The 19,275-nt window shown below is 72.2% G+C and carries 14 protein-coding genes; 12 read left to right on the top strand and 2 right to left on the bottom strand.

Going from position 1 to position 19,275, the window contains the following annotated elements:
* The first annotated feature begins 640 nt into the window (after nucleotides 1–640).
* From ACFXOM_RS29610 to ACFXOM_RS29620, 3 genes are all read left to right on the top strand, one after another.
* A complete protein-coding gene (locus ACFXOM_RS29610; RefSeq protein ID WP_017945871.1) occupies nucleotides 641–904 on the top strand; it encodes a WhiB family transcriptional regulator in 264 nt (87 codons plus the stop codon).
* A gap of 379 nt (nucleotides 905–1,283) precedes the next feature.
* Nucleotides 1,284–5,018: a glycosyltransferase gene (locus ACFXOM_RS29615; protein WP_385040302.1), complete on the top strand. Its 3,735-nt coding sequence runs from the start codon at nucleotides 1,284–1,286 to the stop codon at nucleotides 5,016–5,018.
* A complete protein-coding gene (locus ACFXOM_RS29620) occupies nucleotides 5,015–6,598 on the top strand; it encodes a DUF5719 family protein (protein WP_384942564.1) in 1,584 nt (527 codons plus the stop codon). Before ACFXOM_RS29615 ends, ACFXOM_RS29620 begins: the two co-directional genes overlap by 4 nt.
* A gap of 142 nt (nucleotides 6,599–6,740) precedes the next feature.
* On the opposite strand, the gene ACFXOM_RS29625 is transcribed toward ACFXOM_RS29620, so the two are convergent.
* Nucleotides 6,741–7,169, bottom strand: a complete 429-nt coding sequence (locus ACFXOM_RS29625) for a metallopeptidase family protein (RefSeq protein WP_384942582.1) — start codon at nucleotides 7,167–7,169, stop codon at nucleotides 6,741–6,743.
* A 344-nt stretch (nucleotides 7,170–7,513) separates the two neighbouring features.
* Between ACFXOM_RS29625 and ACFXOM_RS29630 the strand changes: the two genes are divergently transcribed.
* The 8 genes from ACFXOM_RS29630 to ACFXOM_RS29665 all read left to right on the top strand — a co-directional run bounded on the left by ACFXOM_RS29630 (nucleotide 7,514) and on the right by ACFXOM_RS29665 (nucleotide 16,560).
* Nucleotides 7,514–7,936, top strand: a complete 423-nt coding sequence (locus ACFXOM_RS29630; RefSeq protein WP_384942566.1) for a DUF3499 domain-containing protein — start codon at nucleotides 7,514–7,516, stop codon at nucleotides 7,934–7,936.
* Nucleotides 7,937–8,164: 228 nt separating this feature from the next.
* A complete protein-coding gene (locus ACFXOM_RS29635; RefSeq protein WP_385040305.1) occupies nucleotides 8,165–9,574 on the top strand; it encodes a phosphomannomutase/phosphoglucomutase in 1,410 nt (469 codons plus the stop codon).
* A 244-nt stretch (nucleotides 9,575–9,818) separates the two neighbouring features.
* Nucleotides 9,819–10,001, top strand: coding sequence for a Trm112 family protein (locus tag ACFXOM_RS29640; protein ID WP_384942569.1), 183 nt, complete (start codon nucleotides 9,819–9,821; stop codon nucleotides 9,999–10,001).
* A gap of 56 nt (nucleotides 10,002–10,057) precedes the next feature.
* Nucleotides 10,058–11,191, top strand: coding sequence for an SIS domain-containing protein (locus ACFXOM_RS29645; protein WP_384942571.1), 1,134 nt, complete (start codon nucleotides 10,058–10,060; stop codon nucleotides 11,189–11,191).
* Between the two features lie 320 nt (nucleotides 11,192–11,511).
* Nucleotides 11,512–12,663 (top strand): mannose-6-phosphate isomerase, class I, encoded by a 1,152-nt coding sequence (gene manA, locus ACFXOM_RS29650; RefSeq protein ID WP_384942573.1) that lies wholly within the window; start codon nucleotides 11,512–11,514, stop codon nucleotides 12,661–12,663.
* Between the two features lie 142 nt (nucleotides 12,664–12,805).
* Nucleotides 12,806–13,783: a cation diffusion facilitator family transporter gene (locus ACFXOM_RS29655; protein ID WP_384945620.1), complete on the top strand. Its 978-nt coding sequence runs from the start codon at nucleotides 12,806–12,808 to the stop codon at nucleotides 13,781–13,783.
* 485 nt (nucleotides 13,784–14,268) lie between these two features.
* Nucleotides 14,269–15,726, top strand: a complete 1,458-nt coding sequence (ahcY, locus tag ACFXOM_RS29660) for an adenosylhomocysteinase (RefSeq protein ID WP_384945623.1) — start codon at nucleotides 14,269–14,271, stop codon at nucleotides 15,724–15,726.
* A gap of 219 nt (nucleotides 15,727–15,945) precedes the next feature.
* A complete protein-coding gene (locus tag ACFXOM_RS29665) occupies nucleotides 15,946–16,560 on the top strand; it encodes a hypothetical protein (protein ID WP_384942578.1) in 615 nt (204 codons plus the stop codon).
* 118 nt (nucleotides 16,561–16,678) lie between these two features.
* On the opposite strand, the gene ACFXOM_RS29670 is transcribed toward ACFXOM_RS29665, so the two are convergent.
* Nucleotides 16,679–17,662, bottom strand: a complete 984-nt coding sequence (locus ACFXOM_RS29670) for an RDD family protein (RefSeq protein ID WP_384942580.1) — start codon at nucleotides 17,660–17,662, stop codon at nucleotides 16,679–16,681.
* A gap of 197 nt (nucleotides 17,663–17,859) precedes the next feature.
* On the opposite strand from ACFXOM_RS29670, the gene ACFXOM_RS29675 reads away from it, so the two are divergent.
* Nucleotides 17,860–18,867: a stage II sporulation protein M gene (locus ACFXOM_RS29675; protein WP_384942584.1), complete on the top strand. Its 1,008-nt coding sequence runs from the start codon at nucleotides 17,860–17,862 to the stop codon at nucleotides 18,865–18,867.
* The last annotated feature ends 408 nt before the right edge of the window (nucleotides 18,868–19,275 follow it).

The raw sequence follows: 19,275 nt of genomic DNA on the forward strand, positions 1-19,275 counted from the left end.
GTGTCACGCAATCCGCCCGCGGGGGGCGGAGGGGGAGCTGGAGCTGGAGCGCTACGGCATCAACAGCTGGAACAGCAACAGCGCGCCTGGACAGCGCTGCGGAACCCACGGATCGCGTGGGTCGCGGAAGGCGCTGTGGTCGCTGGCATGTCTCCAAAGGTGGCCAACGCGGTCCCGGATGTCAACTCAATGACCGAATTGGCGGCAATGTTTCACCTCATCCGGTTACTCCGGTCGGCGAAAGGTTTGTGCATTCGCGTGGCAGGAGACATGGCGCAGCATCCGCGCTCTCAAACGTCGTCGTGCGCTCGTGATCAGACTGTGATCCGGATCGCTTGTTTGGCTGGATCGCAACAAGATCGAACCGTGCGGCGTCTTCCTTCGCGAGGACTGGTGATCGCCGGTGCGGGCGCGAGGGTCGGAGGGAGCGCGGTCAGGTCAGTGGCAAGTGTCATGGTTTTTGGTGATTTGAACACTTTCCGCATAGGCTTGGTTCCGCAGAGTGAATACGGGGCCCAATAGCAGATCTCGGCTTGACTGGCCTGGATCCACGCACTTGTAATTTCACTCGTGTCGTTCGGCCGAAATCAGTACTGCCGGGGCCGTGTCACGGGGACGCAAAAACAGACGAGGGGCGCACATGACCGAGCTGTTCCAACAACTGCTGGTCGAGGACGCGGACGAGGAACTCGGCTGGCAGGAGCGCGCGTTGTGCGCCCAGACCGACCCCGAGTCCTTCTTCCCCGAGAAGGGCGGTTCCACCAGGGAGGCCAAGAAGGTCTGCCTGGCCTGCGAGGTTCGCTCCGAGTGTCTTGAGTATGCGCTTGCAAATGACGAGCGTTTTGGTATCTGGGGCGGCCTGTCCGAGCGTGAGCGGCGTCGTTTGAAGAAGGCCGCTGTCTGATCGAGACGACATGCGCCGCTGATCCATCTCCTGTGCGGGGAATGGCCATCTCCGTGCGAGAGCGGTCCGTTGCCCCTGACACCGTCCACGGGCGACGGGCCGGATGTCTTTCCGGTGCCGATGTCCGCCGTCCCTCCGGGCAGCCCCACCCCGGCTCTCCGCCCGACTCCCCACAGCCGTCCGCTGCTTCTCGCGCTTCTCGCGCGCGCCGAGCAGGACCGCCCACCGTCCCGGCCGCCGGCCCGCCCCTACCGCCCGCGCACAGCCCCTGTCGAAGCGCTAAGCACTCCGGAGCTTCCCCCTACCGTTAGTGTGGGGCCCCGTCCCAGACGCTCCAGCGCCCCTCGCGGGGCGACCCGGCCGGAGGGCCCGTACCTCAATGTCCGCCACCCCGCCCGAGTTCGTGCCCGCCGCCCCGGCGGCGTTCGTTCCCGCCACGCCCGAGTTCCCGCGGCACGTCGTCACCGCCGTGCTCGTCTCCCACGACGGTGCCCGCTGGCTGCCGGACGCGCTCGCCGGGTTGCTCGGCCAGGAGCGCCCCGTGCAGGCCGCGGTCGCGGCCGACACCGGCAGCGCGGACGACTCCGCACGGCTGGTCACCGAGGCGCTCGGCGCCGACCGGGTACTGCACCTCGCCCGCCGCACCGGATTCGGCGCCGCCGTCGAGGAAGCCGTGCGTTCCGCCGGCGTGCTCACCCCGGAAGAGCTGCCCTACCTGAAGCGGCCCAGCGGTTGGGACCCGGTGAGCAGGACCTGGCGCGACGACGCCTACGACATGCCGGAGTTGCCCCACGGAGAGCCCGTCCAGTGGCTCTGGCTCCTGCACGACGACTGCGCCCCCGCCCCCGACGCACTGGCCGAACTGCTGCGCGTCGCCGACGCGGAACTGTCCACCGGGCGCCCCGCCGCGATCATCGGCCCCAAGCTGCGCGGCTGGTACGACCGGAAGCAGCTCCTCGAGGCCGGCGTCTCCATCGCCAACAGCGGTCGCCGCTGGACCGGCCTCGACCGCCGGGAGCAGGACCAGGGGCAGCACGACCAGGTCCGCTCCGTACTCTCCGTCTCCTCCGCCGGCATGCTCGTCCGACGGGACGTCTGGGAGGAGCTCGGCGGCTTCGACCGCAGGTTGCCCCTCATGCGCGACGACGTCGACCTCTGCTGGCGCGCCCATGCCGCGGGCCACCGCGTCCTGGTCGCCCCCGGGGCCGTCCTCCGGCACGCCGAGGCCGCCGCCCGCGAGCGCCGCACCGTGGACTGTGCGGGGCGCCTCGTCTCCAGCCCGCACCGCGTCGACAAGGCCGGTGCGGTCTACACGCTGCTCACCAACTCCCGCGGCATCGCGCTCCCCTTCGTCCTGCTCCGTCTCGTCCTCGGCACCCTGATGCGCACCCTCGGCTACCTCGTCGGCAAGGCGCCCGGTCAGGCCGTGGACGAAGTCATGGGCCTCTGCGGGACGCTGCTGCGGCCCGAGCGGATCTTCGCCGCCCGACGCAGGCGGGCGAAGTCCGTCGTCGAAGCGGCCGAGCTGCGGCCGCTCTTCCCGCCGCCCGGCGCCACCGTCCGCGCCACCGTCGAACAGGTCGCGAGCAGCCTCGGTGCCGGTCGCGATTCCGACTCCGGAGGCTCACGGCACGGCGCCGTGGAATCGGGACCCGGCGGGGACGAGGCCGACTTCCTCGAGGTCGAGCAGTTCGCCCGCCTCAAACGGATCGCGCGCAAGCCCGGCCCCGTCCTCTTCGCCGTCCTGCTCGTGGTCTCGCTCGTCGCCTGCCGGGGGCTCCTCGGCGGCGGGGCACTGGCCGGCGGAGCCCTGCTGCCCGCGCCGGCGGGCGTCGCCGACCTGTGGGGACGGTACGCCGACGCCTGGCATCCGCTCGGCACCGGCGGCACCCAGACGGCACCCCCCTACCTCGCGGTCCTCGCGCTCCTGTCCGGGCTGCTCCTCGGCTCCACCGGCTTCGCCGTCACCCTGCTCCTCGTCTGCTCGGTGCCGCTCGCCGGCGTGACGGCGTACTTCGCCTCCCGCCCGCTCGTCGGATCCCGACTGCTGCGTGCCTGGGCGAGCATCGCGTACGCGTTCCTGCCCGCCGCCACCGGAGCCCTCGCCACCGGCCGGCTCGGCACCGCCGTGCTCGCGATCGTGCTGCCGCTGATCGCGCGTGCCGGGGTCGCTGCCCATGGGCTCGACCAGCCGGACGGGACGCGCGGCAGCTGGCGCGCGACGTGGGCCTACGCCCTCCTACTGACGTTCGCGATGGCTTTCACACCGGTCGTGTGGCCCGTCGCCGTGGTACTCGGTCTCGCCGGCCTGGTGCTGCGCCGGCGCGACGCCGTCGCCTACGGACTGCGCTTCCTCGCGACCGTCGGCACCCCGCTGCTGGTACTCGCTCCCTGGTCGCTGTCGCTGCTCAGCGCGCCCTCCGGTTTCCTGCGTGAGGCCGGACTCTCGTTCGACAAGGGTGCGGCGTCCGCACTCGACCTGCTCGGTGCCAGCCCGGGGGGCCCCAAGACCCTCGGCGGGCTGCTGCTGATCGGCATCGTGCTCGCCGGCCTCGCCGCCCTGCTCCGCGGTGAGCGGCGGGCGGCCATCGGCACCGCATGGGTGGTCGCGCTCGTCGCCCTCGTCTTCGCGGTCCTCGCCAACGGTTCCGGCTGGGCGGGACCGGCCACCCTCGTCTACGGAAGCGCGTTGATCGCCGCCGCCGTGCTCGGCGCCGAGGGGGCCCGCGAACGGGTCGCCGCCCTGAACTTCGGCTGGCGCCAGCCCGTCGCAGCGCTGATCGCCGCCGCCGCCCTCGCTGCCCCGTTGCTCGCCGCCGCCCACTGGATGATCGGCGGGGCGGCGGGCCCGCTGACCCGCCGCGACCCGGTCCAGGTCCCGGCGTTCGTCGCGGAGGAGAGCACCACCCGCGACCAGCCCCGCACCCTCGTCCTCGGCGGCACGTCCCCGGCCCGGGTGTCCTACGCCCTGGTCCGCGGCTCCGGCGGCCGCCTCGGCGATGCCGAGCTCGCCGAGTCCGGCGGCGGTGACGCGCGCCTCGACAAGGTCGTCGCCAACCTCGTCGCCGGTTCAGGAGCGGACCAGACGAGCCAGCTCAGCGGCTTCGCGATCCGCTACGTGCTGGTACGGGACGGGGCCCCGCGCCAGATGAGCAGGGTGCTCGACGCGACCCCGGGGCTCTCCCGCCTCAGCCAGCTCGACGGCAGCGCCCTGTGGAGCGTCGACCGCCAGGTCGCCCGGATCGTCGTCGTGGGCGGCTCGGAGGACCCGCTGCCCGTGGCGTCCGGCCCGGTCGAGGCGCACACCCGGATCCCGGCCGGCCCGTCCGGGAGGGTGCTGCGCGTCGCGGACCGCTCGGACGACGGCTGGCAGGCCACGCTCGACGGCCGGGCGCTGAAGAAGACCACCGTCGACGGCTGGGCCCAGGGGTTCGAACTCCCCACCGAAGGGGGCCGCCTGGACCTCACGTACGAGGACCCCGCCACCCACACCGCCTGGATCTGGACGCAGGGATTCCTCGCCGTCGTGCTCTTGGTGCTCGCCCTGCCCGGCAGGCGCCGCGAGGTCGACGACGACCTCCCCGAGGCGGAGGCCCCGGTCCCGGCCCAGCCCGTCGAGGGCGAAGGGCGCCGGGCCCGCAGGCTCCGTGCGGCGCAGGCAGAAGCAGGGGCCGAGGCCCGCAGCGAGGAGGCGGACGTGGAAACCGACGCCCCCGATCCGCAGACCGCACCCGGATACGGTGCCGCCCCCGCGGGCACACCCGCCCCGGGGCCGGACACCCAGGCTTCGGTGCCCCACCAGCACGGCCACGGAGGCGAGTGGGACGCGTACCCGGGCGCGGCCTCGGACGCGGGCTACGTCCCCTACGCGGCCGACCCCTACGCCGGGCAGTACCAGGATGCCGCGCAGGGGTACCCGTACGGCGCCCAGCAGTCGTACGACCAGCAACCGTACGACCAGAGCTACGTGCAGCGGTACGCCGACCCCTACGACGACCCGCAGTCCGGTCGGCAGGCGTACGGTCAGCACCCCGACGATCCGTACGGGACCGGCCGGAACGGCTCGTACGACCACGAGAACGAGCAGCGTCCGGACGGGAGCAGCAACCAGTGAACCGCACGACCCTCTCGCTCCTCGCGGCGGTGACCGCCCTGGCCGCCGTGACCGGGCTCGGTGCGCTCGCCGCCCCGGACGACGGGGCACCCGCGCGGGCCGAGTCCGCGGCACGGTTGCCGGTCGAGCGGTCCACCCTGCTGTGCCCGGCGCCGTCGACGTCCGACATCGCCGAGACGACCTACACCTCGGTCACGCCGTCGGCCACCGAGCGACGTGCGGGCGGCGAGGCCCCTTCGGCCGTGCTGCGACCGTCCGCCGCGACCCCGGCCGATCCCGACGCGGCGGACAAGACCGGGAAGGGCGCGGCCACGCCCGACGCGGACACGGCGAAGGGCGGAGCCGGAACGGGTGCCGAAGCGCCGAAGAAGCCCGCACCGAGCAAGCCCTTCCTCACCGTGAAGGAACCAGGCAAGCCCGTGGGCGGCACGGCGAGCCGCGGGGACGCCCCGGCGCTCATCGGCTCCGCCAGCGGCACGCTGGCCCCCGGCTGGACCACCCAGCAGACGACCACCGTCAGCGCGGGCAGCGGTCGCGGGGTGCTCGGCCTCAGCTGCACCGCACCCGACACCGACTTCTGGTTCCCCGGCGCGAGCCTCGCCAAGGACCGCCAGGACTACGTCCACCTCACCAACCCGGATGACGCCGGCGCCGTCGCCGACATCGAGCTCTACGGCAAGGACGGCGCCCTCAAGTCCCAGCTGACCGAGGGCATCCCGGTTCCCCCGGGAGCGAGCGTTCCCGTGCTGCTCTCCACCCTCACGAGCGACCGGGCCGAGGACGTGACGGTGCACGTGACCACCAGCACGGGCAGGGTCGGCGCGGTGGTGCGCGGTGCCGGCGATCAGACCGGGAGCGACTGGCTGCCCGCCTCCACCGACCCCGCCTCCACGCTGGTCCTGCCGGGCATCCCGGCGGACGCCACATCCGTACGGCTGGTCGCCTTCGCCCCCGGCGAGGACGACGCCGACGTGAAGCTGCAGCTGGCGGGCCCCGCCGGCACCATCACGCCGGCGGGGCACGAGTCGCTGCACGTCAAGTCGGGGATGACCGCAACCCTCGACCTCAAGGACCTGACCAAGAACGAGGCCGGCTCCCTGGTCCTCAGCCCCTCCGCCAGCGGACGTCCCACCCCGTTGGTGGCGGCGCTCCAGGTCGCCCGCGGCAAAGGTCCGAAGCAGGAGATCGCCTTCATCCCCGCCACTGCACCGGTGAAGGAGCGCGCCACCGCGGCCGACAACCGGGCCAAGGGGTCCGTGCTGTCCCTGACGGCTCCCGGTGAGACCGCCCGGGTCAAGGTCACGGCCTCGGCCGGTACCCAGGGTGGCGACGGCGTCGTCAAGACGTACACGGTCAAGGGAGGCACGACGCTGGCGGTCACCCCGCCCGTGCCGGCCGGTCTCAAGGGCTCGTACGCGCTGACCGTCGAACCGCAGTCCGGCGGACCGGTGCACGCGGCGCGCACGCTGCTGCTCCCGCAGGACGGCATCGAGATGTTCACCGTGCAGACGCTCCCGGACGACCGCGGCCTGGTCGAGGTCCCCGGGGCCGAGCAGGACCTCACCGTCCTGGACGACTGAATCCGTCCCTGAGGGACGGCGGGTCGGACGGGCGTGGAGCCCGGGAGGCCGCGGGGCCGTAGCGTCCCGGGCAACCGGACGGGTCCGGGAGCAGCGGCCGCTCGCGGGTGGGACCCGCGGTCCTCCCGGCGGTCGGGGCGCGTCAGTCCTGGCCGTACCGCGGGTCGACCGACTCCGGCGAGAGCCCGAGCAGGTCCGCGACCTGTTCCACGACGACCTCGTGGACGAGCAGCGCCCGTTCGTCGCGGTTCTTGGTGCGGATCTCGACCGGGCGCCGGTAGATCGTGATCCGTGCGGGAAGCCCCTTGCCCGCCGGGGACGAGCTGCCCAGCGGCACCGTCCCGTCCTCGGCCGTCGGCACCTCGCGCACCAGGAACTCGACCTCGGCGAGCTGCGGCCAGCGCCGTTCCAGCCGCTCCACCGAGTCCCTCACGAGGTCGTGGAACGACTCGGCTCGGCTGACGGACAGCGGCACCTGCGGCGGGGCCACCGGGCCGCGCATACCGCGGCCGTGGCGGTCGCGACGGCGTGGCCTGGGCTCGGTCGGGCGGGGAGGCACGGGACTGTCCATCACTGACGCAGACTAGCTCTCCCGGGGACCCGGACAGCGCGGCCGCCGGCCGCGCTGTCCCGCATGTCGCCACCCCCGCGGCGTTGCGCAGCGCTCCCGGACGGTCGGTGCATTGCCAATCAGCCACCTAACCTGCCGTTTATTGAACATTTCAGCCAAGCTTGAGCGCGTTTCTGGATCTCGAGTCGACCGCGGCCCTCGCCTCGATTGACGCGATTTGTGCCGAGGGGCGACCGGGCCGCGCCCGGCGACCGGCCGGGGCCGTCTCCTCCCGCGCAGGTCAAGGCAGTTGCCCGAAAAGGCGCTGTGCCGGACGTCACAGCACGACACGGGGGAGTGACCTGGTGGAGAGTCGTCGCGGCCCGCTCAAGAGTGCGGTACCGTCCAACGTCGTGAGCCCTGTACGTCGCTGTTCGCGCACCGCATGCGGCCGTCCCGCCGTCGCGACACTGACGTACGTCTATGCCGACTCGACCGCGGTCCTCGGTCCGCTCGCCACCTACGCCGAGCCCCACTGCTACGACCTGTGCGCCGAGCACAGCGAGCGGCTGACCGCGCCCCGGGGCTGGGAGGTCGTCAGACTCTCCGACGGCTCGGCCCCGGCCCGCCCCAGCGGCGACGACCTCGAGGCACTGGCCAACGCGGTGCGCGAGGCGGCGCGGCCCCAGGAACGCGCGGCCGAGGCCGGCGGTTCCGGCGTCCGCAGATCGGAGCCGGTGGAGGTCGGGCGCCGCGGACACCTGCGGGTCCTGCGCTCCCCGGACTGACGGGACCGGCCGGATCCAACGGCCGCACGCTGCTCACGGGCGCAGCGCTCCCGTGCGGCGAAGTCCGACCGGCGCTCCGCGGGACCCGCGACGGCCGCACCGACACCGGGCAGCCGGTGGGCCCGTCCCAACCTGCCGTTTCGGGCGGCAGGCCGGTCCACGGGGCCGCGCGTCCCGCCCCCATGCACCGCCGCACCGAAAGCCCCGTGAGTCCCTGACGGTAGTTTGATGCGACCGAAGAGACTCCAGAAGGGTTGGGCCGTGGCTGCATCCGCTGCTGCTGATCTGTCGCAGATCGTGAAGGCGTACGACGTCCGAGGCGTGGTCCCCGACCACTGGGACGAGTCGCTGGCAGAACTCTTCGGCGCCGCGTTCGTGCAGGTGACGGATGCGACCGCGATCGTCGTCGGTCATGACATGCGACCGTCCTCGCCCGGGCTGTCCGCGGCCTTCGCCCGCGGCGCCGCCGGCCGCGGCGCGGACGTGACCCAGATCGGACTCTGCTCCACGGACCAGCTGTACTTCGCTTCCGGGCACCTCGGACTCCCGGGCGCCATGTTCACGGCGTCGCACAACCCGGCCCAGTACAACGGCATCAAGATGTGCCGTGCGGGCGCCGCACCGGTCGGCCAGGACACGGGACTCGGAGAGATCCGTGCCCTCGTCGAGCGCTGGCTGGCCGAGGGCGCTCCCCAGCCGGTGCCCTCCCCGGGGACGGTCGGCAGCCGCGACGTCCTCGCCGCGTACGCGGCCCACCTGCTCTCCCTGGTGGACCTCACGGCCATCCGCCCGCTCAAGGTCGTCGTCGACGCGGGCAACGGCATGGGCGGCCACACCGTACCCACGGTGTTCGCCCCCCTGCCGGTCGAACTCGTTCCGATGTACTTCGAGCTCGACGGCACGTTCCCGAACCACGAGGCCAACCCCCTCGACCCGAAGAACCTCGTGGACCTCCAGGCGCGGGTGCGCGCCGAGGGCGCCGACATCGGCCTCGCCTTCGACGGCGACGCGGACCGCTGCTTCGTCGTCGACGAACGGGGCGAAGGCGTATCCCCCTCGGCGATCACCGCCCTGGTCGCCGCCAGGGAGCTGGCCAAGCACCCCGGTGGCACGGTCATCCACAACCTGATCACCTCGTGGTCCGTCCCGGAGGTCGTGGCGGAGCACGGCGGCACGCCCGTCCGGACCCGCGTCGGCCACTCCTTCATCAAGGAGGAGATGGCTCGCACCGGCGCGATCTTCGGTGGCGAGCACTCGGCCCACTACTACTTCCGTGACTTCTGGAACGCCGACACGGGCATGCTCGCCGCCCTCCACGTCCTCGCCGCCCTCGGCACCCAGGACAAGCCCCTCTCGGCGCTGGTCGACCGCTACGACCGCTACGTCGGCTCCGGGGAGATCAACTCGACGGTCAGCGACCAGGCCGCACGCACGCTCGCCGTCCGCGGCGCCTTCGAGCGCCGGCCCGGCGTCTCGATCGACTCCTTGGACGGCCTCACCGTCGCCACCGAGGACTGGTGGTTCAACCTGCGCCCCTCCAACACGGAGCCGCTGCTCCGCCTGAACGTGGAGGCCCGTGACGAGGCGACGATGACGGCCCTCCGGGACGAGGTCCTGGGGCTGGTGCGCGGAGCCTGACGGCGAACCGGGCCGGGAGCGGGCACCGGCCGACAGCCCGGCCGGTGCCCGGAAACCCGGGAGCCCGGCCGGGGCTCCGACCGGCGCGGGTCCGCCGGCTCGAGCCGGACCAGGCCCCCGGCCGCCGTCGCGAGCCGCCCCCGCACCGTCCTGCCGGGCCCGCGCCCCGCATGCCGAGCCGCGCCCGCCGTCCCCCAGCGGTAGGCTGACGTGGCCCAAACCGCATGTTCGAAGGGACACCCCCATGCCGCTCGAAGCCGGCCTCCTGGAGATCCTCGCCTGCCCCGCCTGCCACGCTCCGCTCGACGACCGCACGGCAGACGACGTCCCCGAGCTGATCTGCACCGGCAAGGACTGCGGTCTGGCCTACCCCGTACGGGACGGGATCCCCGTCCTCCTCGTCGATGAGGCCCGCCGCCCCGGGTAGCCCGCCCGGCGCGCCCGCACCCGCACCTGTACGGCGACGATCGGAGGCCCACCCCCATGCTCGACGAGTCGCTCCTCGACGCCCCGGAAGCCCTCGCCCGCGCCGATCGCCGCGGTCTGCTCCGCGGCGCCGCGGAGGCCGGGGCACGCGTCCGTACCGCCGCACGGCACGCCACCGAGGCGGGGATCACCGAGCTGAAGCCCGAGGGGCGCCCCCGTGCCGTCCTCATCGCCGGCCCCGGAACCGCCGCCACCGGAGTGGCGGACCTGCTCGCCGAGCTGGCGGGACCCACCGCGCCGGTCACCCGTCTCCACCCCACCGGTGTCGCCCCGGCCGCGGGCGCCCTCCGCTGGGCGCTGCCCGGCTGGGCGGGCTCCGTGGACCTGCTCCTGATCGCCACCACCGACGGCAGCGAACCGGGCCTCGCCCTCCTCGCCGAGCAGGCGTACCGCCGCGGGTGCACCGTCGTCGCCGTGGCCCCTCAGCGCTCCCCGCTCTCCGAAGCCGTCAGCGGAGTCCACGGCATGGTCGTGCCCATGGCGACCGCACCGTACGAGCTGTACGAGGAGACCCAGGCCGCTGCCAGCCCCGGTGCCTTCTGGGCGCTGTTCACGCCGCTCCTCGCACTCCTCGACCGCGTCGGCCTGATCACCGCGCCCCCGGACGTGCTGCAGAGCGTCGCCGACCGGCTCGACCGCATCGCCGAACGCTGCGGCCCGGCCATCGCCACCTACAGCAACCCCGCCAAGACCCTCGCCGCCGAGCTCGCGGACACTCTCCCCCTGATCTGGACCGAGGGCACGGCCGGACCGGTCGGCCGCCGCTTCGCCGCCGTGCTGTCCGAGCTGGCGGGGCGCCCCGCCCTCGCCGCCGAGCTCCCCGAGGCGCTCCCCGCCCACGGGGTCCTCCTCGCCGGTGACTTCGCGGCCGGCGCCGACCCCGACGACTTCTTCCGGGACCGTGTCGAGGAGCCGCAGGCGTTGCGGGCCCGCGTCCTGCTCCTGCGCGACAGTGCGGGCGACGACCTGACCGCCGCTCCGGCGGCACGCGAACTCGCCCTCAGCCACGACACGGCCATCAGCGAGCTGGAGCCCGAGGAGGGCACGGAGCTGGAGACCCTCGCCGAGCTCCTGGCCGTGACCGACTTCGCGGCCGGATACCTGGCCCTGGCGACCAGCGGCCACGCGTAGGCCCGTTCCGGCGGATCCACCCCACCCGCGCGCGAGCGACGCATGGAGCAGCTGATCGGGAGCGGAGCAACGCCCGGGAGCGGTGTCGACCGGACGGCGACCGTTCGGCGCCCCCGGACAACCAAAAGGCGCGATCGTTGGTCACCACCCGTGCGGCACGCCGTGACGCGGACACCTCGCAGCACACGACCTGGACGCACCGCATCACGCACGGCGCCCACACCAGCACCTCCGGGAGGACCAGCAGAAGGCGGCCACACCCGCAGACAGCGACCACCCCGACTGGAACACGACGCACCCAGACCGCGCGAAGGAACCCCATGGACCGCCTCTCCAACACCGTGCGCCCCTACGCATGGGGCTCGACGACGCTCATCCCGGAGCTCCTCGGCACCGCACCCACCGGCGAGCCGCAGGCCGAGATGTGGATGGGCGCCCATCCCGGGGCGCCCTCGCAGACCGAACGCGGCGCCCTGAACGACGTCATCGCGGCCGACCCCGTGCGCGAACTCGGGCAGGCGACCGTGAACGCCTTCGGACCCCGGCTGCCCTTCCTCCTCAAGCTGATCGCCGCCGGCGCCCCGCTGTCCCTCCAGGTGCACCCCGACCGCGCCCAGGCGCAGTCCGGGTTCGCCGCCGAGGAGCGCGCGGGCATTCCCCTCAGCGCGCCCCACCGCAACTACAAGGACGACAACCACAAGCCGGAGCTGATCTGCGCGCTCACCCCCTTCGACGGCCTGTGCGGATTCCGCCCGCCCGTCGAAGCGGCGGACTTCATCGCCGCACTCGACGTCGACTCCCTGAAGCCGTACGTCGACCTCCTGCACGCCCATCCCGAGGACGCCGCGCTGCGGGAGGTCCTCACCGCCGTCCTCAGCGCCGACCGCGAGGAGATGGCCGCCACCGTCGCCGAGGCCGCCGCCTCCGCGGAACGCCTCGGCGGCCCGTTCGCCCCTTTCGGGAGCCTCGCCCACCACTTCCCCGGCGACCCCGGGGTCATCGCCGCCATGCTCCTCAACCGCATCCGGCTGCAGCCGGGCGAGGCCGTCTTCCTCGGCGCCGGCGTGCCGCACGCGTACCTCTCCGGACTCGGCGTCGAGATCATGGCGAACTCGGACAACGTGCTCCGCTGCGGGCTGACGCCCAAGCACGTGGACGTCCCCGAACTCCTCCGCGTGGTCCGTTTCGAGGCCGGTGACCCCACGGTCCTGCGCCCCGAGGCGTCGCCCACGGGCGAGGAGGTCTACGACACCCCCTTCGACGAGTTCCGGCTGTCCCGCTACGTCCGCTCACCGCACGCCGCACCGTGCGACCTCACGGCGCCCACCCCGCAGGTCCTGCTGGCCACGGCGGGACGCCCCGAAACGGGCGGAACTCCCCTCGCCCCGGGGGAATCCGTCTTCGTCCCAGCGGGCGAGACGGTCGAACTGTCCGGTACGGGGACCCTGTTCCGTGCCACCGTGGTGGTCTGACGCACCCCCCGCACCAGCTGCTGCAACAATGTCCGGCCGTGCCGCCGTGCGGCGGTACCACGGCCGGACGGCGCGGGACGGAACCGACGTGCAGCGCGAGCCGGTACGTCCCAGCAGCTTCGAGGAAGGACACCCTGCACCCATGAGCGCGTCAGGTGGAACCAAGGCGATCGTGGCGGCGCTCGCCGCGAACCTCGCGATCGCGGTAGCGAAGTTCGTGGCGTTCCTCTTCAGCGGGTCCTCCTCCATGCTCGCGGAGAGCGTCCACTCCGTCGCCGACTCCGGCAACCAGGGGCTGCTGCTCCTGGGCGGCAAGAAGGCCAAGCGCGAGGCGACCTCGCAGCACCCCTTCGGCTACGGGCGCGAGCGCTACATCTACGCCTTCCTCGTCTCCATCGTCCTGTTCTCGGTCGGCGGCATGTTCGCGATCTACGAGGGCTACGAGAAGATCACGCACCCGCACCCGATCGAGGACTGGTACTGGCCCATCGGCGTCCTGGTCTTCGCGGTCATCGCGGAGGGCTTCTCCTTCCGCACCGCCATCGCGGAGTCCAACACCCTGCGGGGTGACCGTTCCTGGAAGGAGTTCGTCCGGCACGCGAAGGCCCCCGAGCTCCCCGTCGTCCTGCTCGAAGACCTCGGTGCGCTCATCGGTCTGGTCCTGGCCCTCGGAGGCGTCGGTCTCGCGTTGCTCACCGGCAACGGGGTGTGGGACGGCATCGGCACCCTCTGCATCGGCACACTGCTCATCCTGATCGCACTGGTACTCGCGGCCGAGACGAAGTCCCTGCTCCTCGGCGAGGCGGCAGGCGCTGAGCAAGTCGAGAAGATCAAGGAGGCGGTCGTGGACGGCGACACGGTCACGGGCGTCATCCACATGCGCACGCTGCACCTCGGCCCCGAGGAGCTGCTCGTCGCCGCCAAGATCGCCGTCCAGCACGACGACACCGCCGGGGAGGTGGCGTCCGCCATCAACGCCGCGGAGGACCGGATCCGCACCGCCGTCCCGATCGCCCGCGTCATCTACCTCGAACCGGACATCTACAGCGAGGCCGCCGCGGCGGCGGGACCGGATCCCGCCAAGTCCCCGGGTGGCCCCGGCCCGGACCTCGATCACTGACCGCTGCAGCACGGAGGGGTCGCCCGCGCCGGAGGCCCACTGCGGACGTGATCGGGCGGCACGCCCCGACACAAGCGGCCCGCACCCTGCGCCGAACGAGCCCGCCCGGCAGGGCTCGTGGCTTCCGTCGCTCCCGCCGCCCGGCAGTCCGTCCCACGGCGCCCCGTCCCGCTCCGACGCCTCGCCGGAGCCCCCCTTGAGCCGCCGGCACGCGGGACCCGTCGCCCGCATCCGGCCGGAAACCGGCGGCGGGCGGGCTGTGGACCGCCACGGTGATCGGTGTAGCGTGACCAGTGCCAGACGTCGCTGCTGATGGCGGTCGGGCGGTCCGCGGACCGACCGAGGGAGAGAGGGCCTCCGACGGACTGAGCTACTGAGCTGCGGACGTCTGCCGGCGTTCGGGTACGCGCGTGCCCTTGTCGCCGCAGTGGCCGCGGAGCCAGCCAGCCCAGAACACCCTCGACCCCACTGAGGAGCAGCTCGCAATGACGACTGTCGCCGCCGGACAGGACTTCAAGGTCGCCGACCTTTCCCTGGCCGCCTTCGGCCGCAAGGAGATCACCCTCGCCGAGCACGAGATGCCCGGTCTGATGGCGATCCGCAAGGAGTACGCGGAGCAGCAGCCGCTCGCCGGCGCCCGGATCACCGGTTCGCTGCACATGACCGTGCAGACCGCCGTCCTCATCGAGACCCTGGTCGCCCTGGGCGCCGAGGTCCGCTGGGCGTCCTGCAACATCTTCTCCACCCAGGACCACGCTGCGGCCGCCATCGCCGTGGGCCCGAACGGCACGCCCGACGAACCGCGGGGCGTGCCCGTGTTCGCCTGGAAGGGCGAGACGCTGGAGGAGTACTGGTGGTGCACCGAGCAGGCCCTGACGTGGCCGAACTCGCCCACCGGCGGCCCCAACATGATCCTCGACGACGGTGGTGACGCCACCCTGCTCGTCCACAAGGGCGTGGAGTTCGAGAAGGCCGGAGAGGCCCCGGACCCGGCGACGGCCGACAGCGAGGAGTACGGCCACATCCTCACCCTGCTGAACCGCAGCCTCTCCGAGAACCCGCAGAAGTGGACGCTGCTGGCCTCCGAGATCCGGGGTGTGACGGAAGAGACCACGACCGGTGTCCACCGCCTGTACGAGATGCAGCGCGACGGCGTGCTCCTGTTCCCGGCGATCAACGTGAACGACGCCGTGACGAAGTCGAAGTTCGACAACAAGTACGGCTGCCGCCACTCGCTGGTGGACGGCATCAACCGTGCGACGGACGTGTTGATCGGCGGCAAGGTCGCGGTCGTCTGCGGTTACGGCGACGTCGGCAAGGGCTGCGCCGAGTCGCTGCGCGGCCAGGGCGCCCGCGTGATCATCACGGAGATCGACCCGATCTGCGCGCTGCAGGCCGCGATGGACGGCTACCAGGTCACGACCCTGGACGAGGTCATCGACCAGGCGGACATCTTCATCACCACGACGGGCAACAAGGACATCATCATGGCCTCGGACATGGCCAAGATGAAGCACCAGGCGATCGTGGGCAACATCGGCCACTTCGACAACGAGATCGACATGGCGGGTCTGGCGAAGGTGCCGGGCATCGTCAAGGACGAGGTCAAGCCGCAGGTCCACACCTGGACCTTCCCCGACGGCAAGGTGCTCATCGTGCTGTCCGAGGGGCGCCTGCTGAACCTCGGCAACGCCACCGGTCACCCCTCGTTCGTGATGTCCAACTCCTTCGCGGACCAGACACTGGCCCAGATCGAGCTCTTCACCAAGCCCGAGGAGTACCCGACCGACGTCTACGTGCTGCCCAAGCACCTGGACGAGAAGGTGGCCCGCCTCCACCTGAACTCCCTCGGCGTGAAGCTGACCACCCTCCGCCCCGAGCAGGCCGCCTACATCGGTGTTGAGGTCGAAGGCCCGTACAAGCCGGACCACTACCGGTACTGACCGCCGGCAGCACGACCGTCGGTCCGGTCCGCACACCGGCACCGGGCCAACACGCGCCGACGCCACCGCAGGCCCCCGGGACCCACGTCTCGGGGGCCTGCGCGGTCCCCCCGGGGGGACCACGGCGCGCCGACGACCATCGGACCGCCGGCCCGTACCCGGACCGGGCAGCCACGCACCACCAGCCCGGCCCCCACGCATCGCAAGGACCACGACCCCATGCCCCGCGGCCGCTACTCGCTCCATGATCCGCACGATCGCACCCCGCTCGGTGAGGAGCACTTCCACTGCGCACCCGGCCCGTCGGGTTGGCGCTACGTCTCGCAATTGACCAGCCCTTCGGGCGAACACCGGGGCTCCGTCGACCTGGCCCTCGATGAACTCGGTCGACCGATCCGCCTGGAACTCCACGCAGCGAGCTGGCAGGTCCGCGGAGCCGCCCTCGAAGGCGTCACCTGGGTGCGTACCGACCCGACCGGCGCGGACGCGACCGAAGGCAACGTCCGTGCCCATGCCTTCACCGGAACCTCACCCGCGTTCCTCGTCGCAACGGCCCGGCTGCTCGGACTCTCCCCGGGAGCCCCCGCCACCCGCGTCCGACTCGTCGCCTTCACGGACCCGGTCCTCGCCCCCCGCACCGTCGACCAGTCCTGGGCCCTGCTCGAGAGAGAAGCGCACACCACTGACAACGGCCTGCTGGTCGTGGACGAGTACCGGGTCAGCGCCCTGGACACGGGCGAGCAGCACACCGTGCACCTGACGGGCGACGTGGTTCTCTCGGCCCCGGGCATCGAGCTCGAAGACCTCGAGACCCCGCCCTCCGTCTTCCCCTGACCCCCGTCCCAGCCCCGCCGCCTCCGCCCTGAGGCCGGTTCGGGCGGGCGCCGGTCCGGGCGCGTGCACGCACCTCGCCCCCCTGCACGCCCGCGCTCGCGGACGGGCCCTCAACCGACTAGGCGGGCGGAGCGAACCGGGAAGGCGGCCGGGCGGGACCCACGCCGTCGGGAGCGCCGTCCGCGTCGGCCGGGCGGGCAGCAGCGGGCCGCGGCTCGAAGGACGGAGCCGCGGGGGACACGGATCCCACCGGTCCTCCGGTCCCGGGCCACGGCGCCGGAGTGGACGACACGGGGGCCGACGACACGGGCGCCGGGGACACCGTGTGGGGGCGCGGCTGCGCCACCGTCGAAGCAGCGGCGAGCGCCCGCCGCGATTCGCGCGCCTGCCGCTCGATCAGCACGGCGGAGAGGAAGGCGGCCGGAGGCACGTCCCGAGGGGCGGGCGCTCCGGTATGCGCCGCCAGGTCACCGGCCAACCGTTCCGCCAGCGACAAGCTCACGGCACCGTCGAGCTGGTGCATCCGCGTCAGGTACTGGCGGATCGCGAGCCAGAGGTCGTCCGGGACCCCGGACAGGTCCAGCTCTGCGAAGCGCCCCACCAACCATGGCGGTGGCGGGGGCACGGCTACGGTCCGCGAAGCAGGGACGCGCTCGCGCACGACGAGCGTTCCCGCGAAGACGTCGCCGATCCGCCGCCCCCGCGCGGAGACGAGCGAGGCGATGCAGGCGATGACCCCGAACGACATCATGATCTCCACGACCCCGATGGCGCCGCGGACCAGTGCATGCCGGAACCTGATCGGACCGCCGTCGTCGCGCACCACCCTCAGCCCGCACGCCAGTTTCCCCAGTGACCGGCCGTGGCTGAGCGTCTCCACGGCGATCGGTCCACCGACGAGGACGAGCAGGAACGTCGCGATCGACACCGCCGTCAGCGCGGCTTCGTCCAGGGACGCCGTCGCGAACGCGAGGCCGATGGATATCAGGAGGTACGCCGCCAGGACCACGACGAGATCGATCAACAGCGCCAGCGCACGGCTCGGCAACCGCGCCGGCCGGATTCCCAGCACGACGGCATCCCCAGTCACGACCCCGTTCACCGGCGCCCACCCCTTCCCCACTGCATCAGACGTTCTCCTGCATCAGACGTTCTCCGACCTTCCCGACCCCTCGGAACGCCAGTCTGCCAAGCTGACCGGACGTGCGCCGCAGCAGTGACGTGCAGATGTGCGAACACAGTCCGTTCGGATCCTCGCCCGGAACGGACCCGGACCAGTGCCTGGAGCAGCAGTCGATCATGGACCTCGACGTCTTCGTGATGACCCACCGCGCCGAGTGGGACCGTCTGGACCACCTCCTGCACCGCGGTCGGCGGCTCACCGGCGCCGAAGCCGACGAGCTCGTCGCCCTCTACCAGCGCACCGCGACCCACCTCTCGCTGATCCAGTCGAGCGCGCCCGACCCGCTGGTCACGGCGAGGCTCACCCAGCTCGTCGCCAGGGCCAGGTCCACGGTCACGGGCACCCGACGGGCCTCGTGGCGGGACGCCGCGCGCTTCCTCACCGCAGGCTTCCCCGCGGCCGTCTACCGCTCCCGGCGCTGGTGGATCCCCACGGCAGTCGTCTCGACCCTGCTGGCAGCAGTCATCGGCTGGTGGATCGGTGCCCACCCGGAGGTCCAATCGGCGATCGCCGCCCCGGAGGAGTTGCGCAGCCTCACCCGACCCGGGGGTGAGTACGAGACGTACTACTCCAGCCATCCCGCGGCGTCCTTCGCCGCCCAGGTGTGGACGAACAACGCTCAGGCGGCGGCCATGTGCCTGGTCCTGGGTGCCTTCCTCTGCGTGCCGGTGCTGTGGATCCTCCTCCTCAACATGGTGAACCTCGGCGTGGGGATCGGTCTCATGTCCTCCGCCGGTCGCCTCGACACCTTCCTCGGACTCGTCCTCCCGCACGGCCTCCTCGAACTCACGGCGGTGTTCGTCGCTGCGGGCACCGGACTGCGCCTCGGCTGGACCCTCATCGATCCGGGCCCCCGAAGCCGGCGAACGGCCCTCGCCCGGGAAGGTCGCGCCGCCGTCGGCATGGCCGTCGGGCTGGCCCTGGTCCTGTTCGTCTCGGGTCTGATCGAGGGGTTCGTGACTCCCTCCGGCCTTCCGACCTGGGCACGCATCACGATCGGCGTCGTGGCGGAGCTGGCCTTCCTCGCGTACGTGTACGTCCTCGGCGGCCGGGCGGCACGAGCCGGCGGCACGGGCGACGTCGACGCCGTCGACCGGAGTGCCGACCTCCCTACGGCCGCCTGATGTGCAAGCAGACCCTGTGACCTGCTAGTCTCCTCATCGCCCGCAAAGAACGTTGACACGGTCGGCGCGGGGAGGTAGATTCTAACGGTTGCCTCGGACTGGACATGTTCGAGGGACACGACTAGCGTCTAGCTCGCTCTCGAAGGAAATGAATTCCCTCGGAGCCAATCGACTCCTTATCTGGATCGCGAAGCCGATTAGGTCGGCCGAAAAGACTCTGATAAAGTCGGCATCGCCGAAAGGCAAAAGGCCCTCCAACGGCCACCGGAAACGAAATCCGAACCGGGAACGGAACGGAAAAAGAATCTGGTAAGGTTGGAAACACCGAAGGGAAGCGCCCGGAGGAAAGCCCGAGAGGGTGAGTACGAAGGAAGCGTCCGTTCCTTGAGAACTCAACAGCGTGCCAAA

The organism is Streptomyces sp. NPDC059169 (assembly GCF_042755225.1).
Lineage (GTDB): Bacteria > Actinomycetota > Actinomycetes > Streptomycetales > Streptomycetaceae > Streptomyces.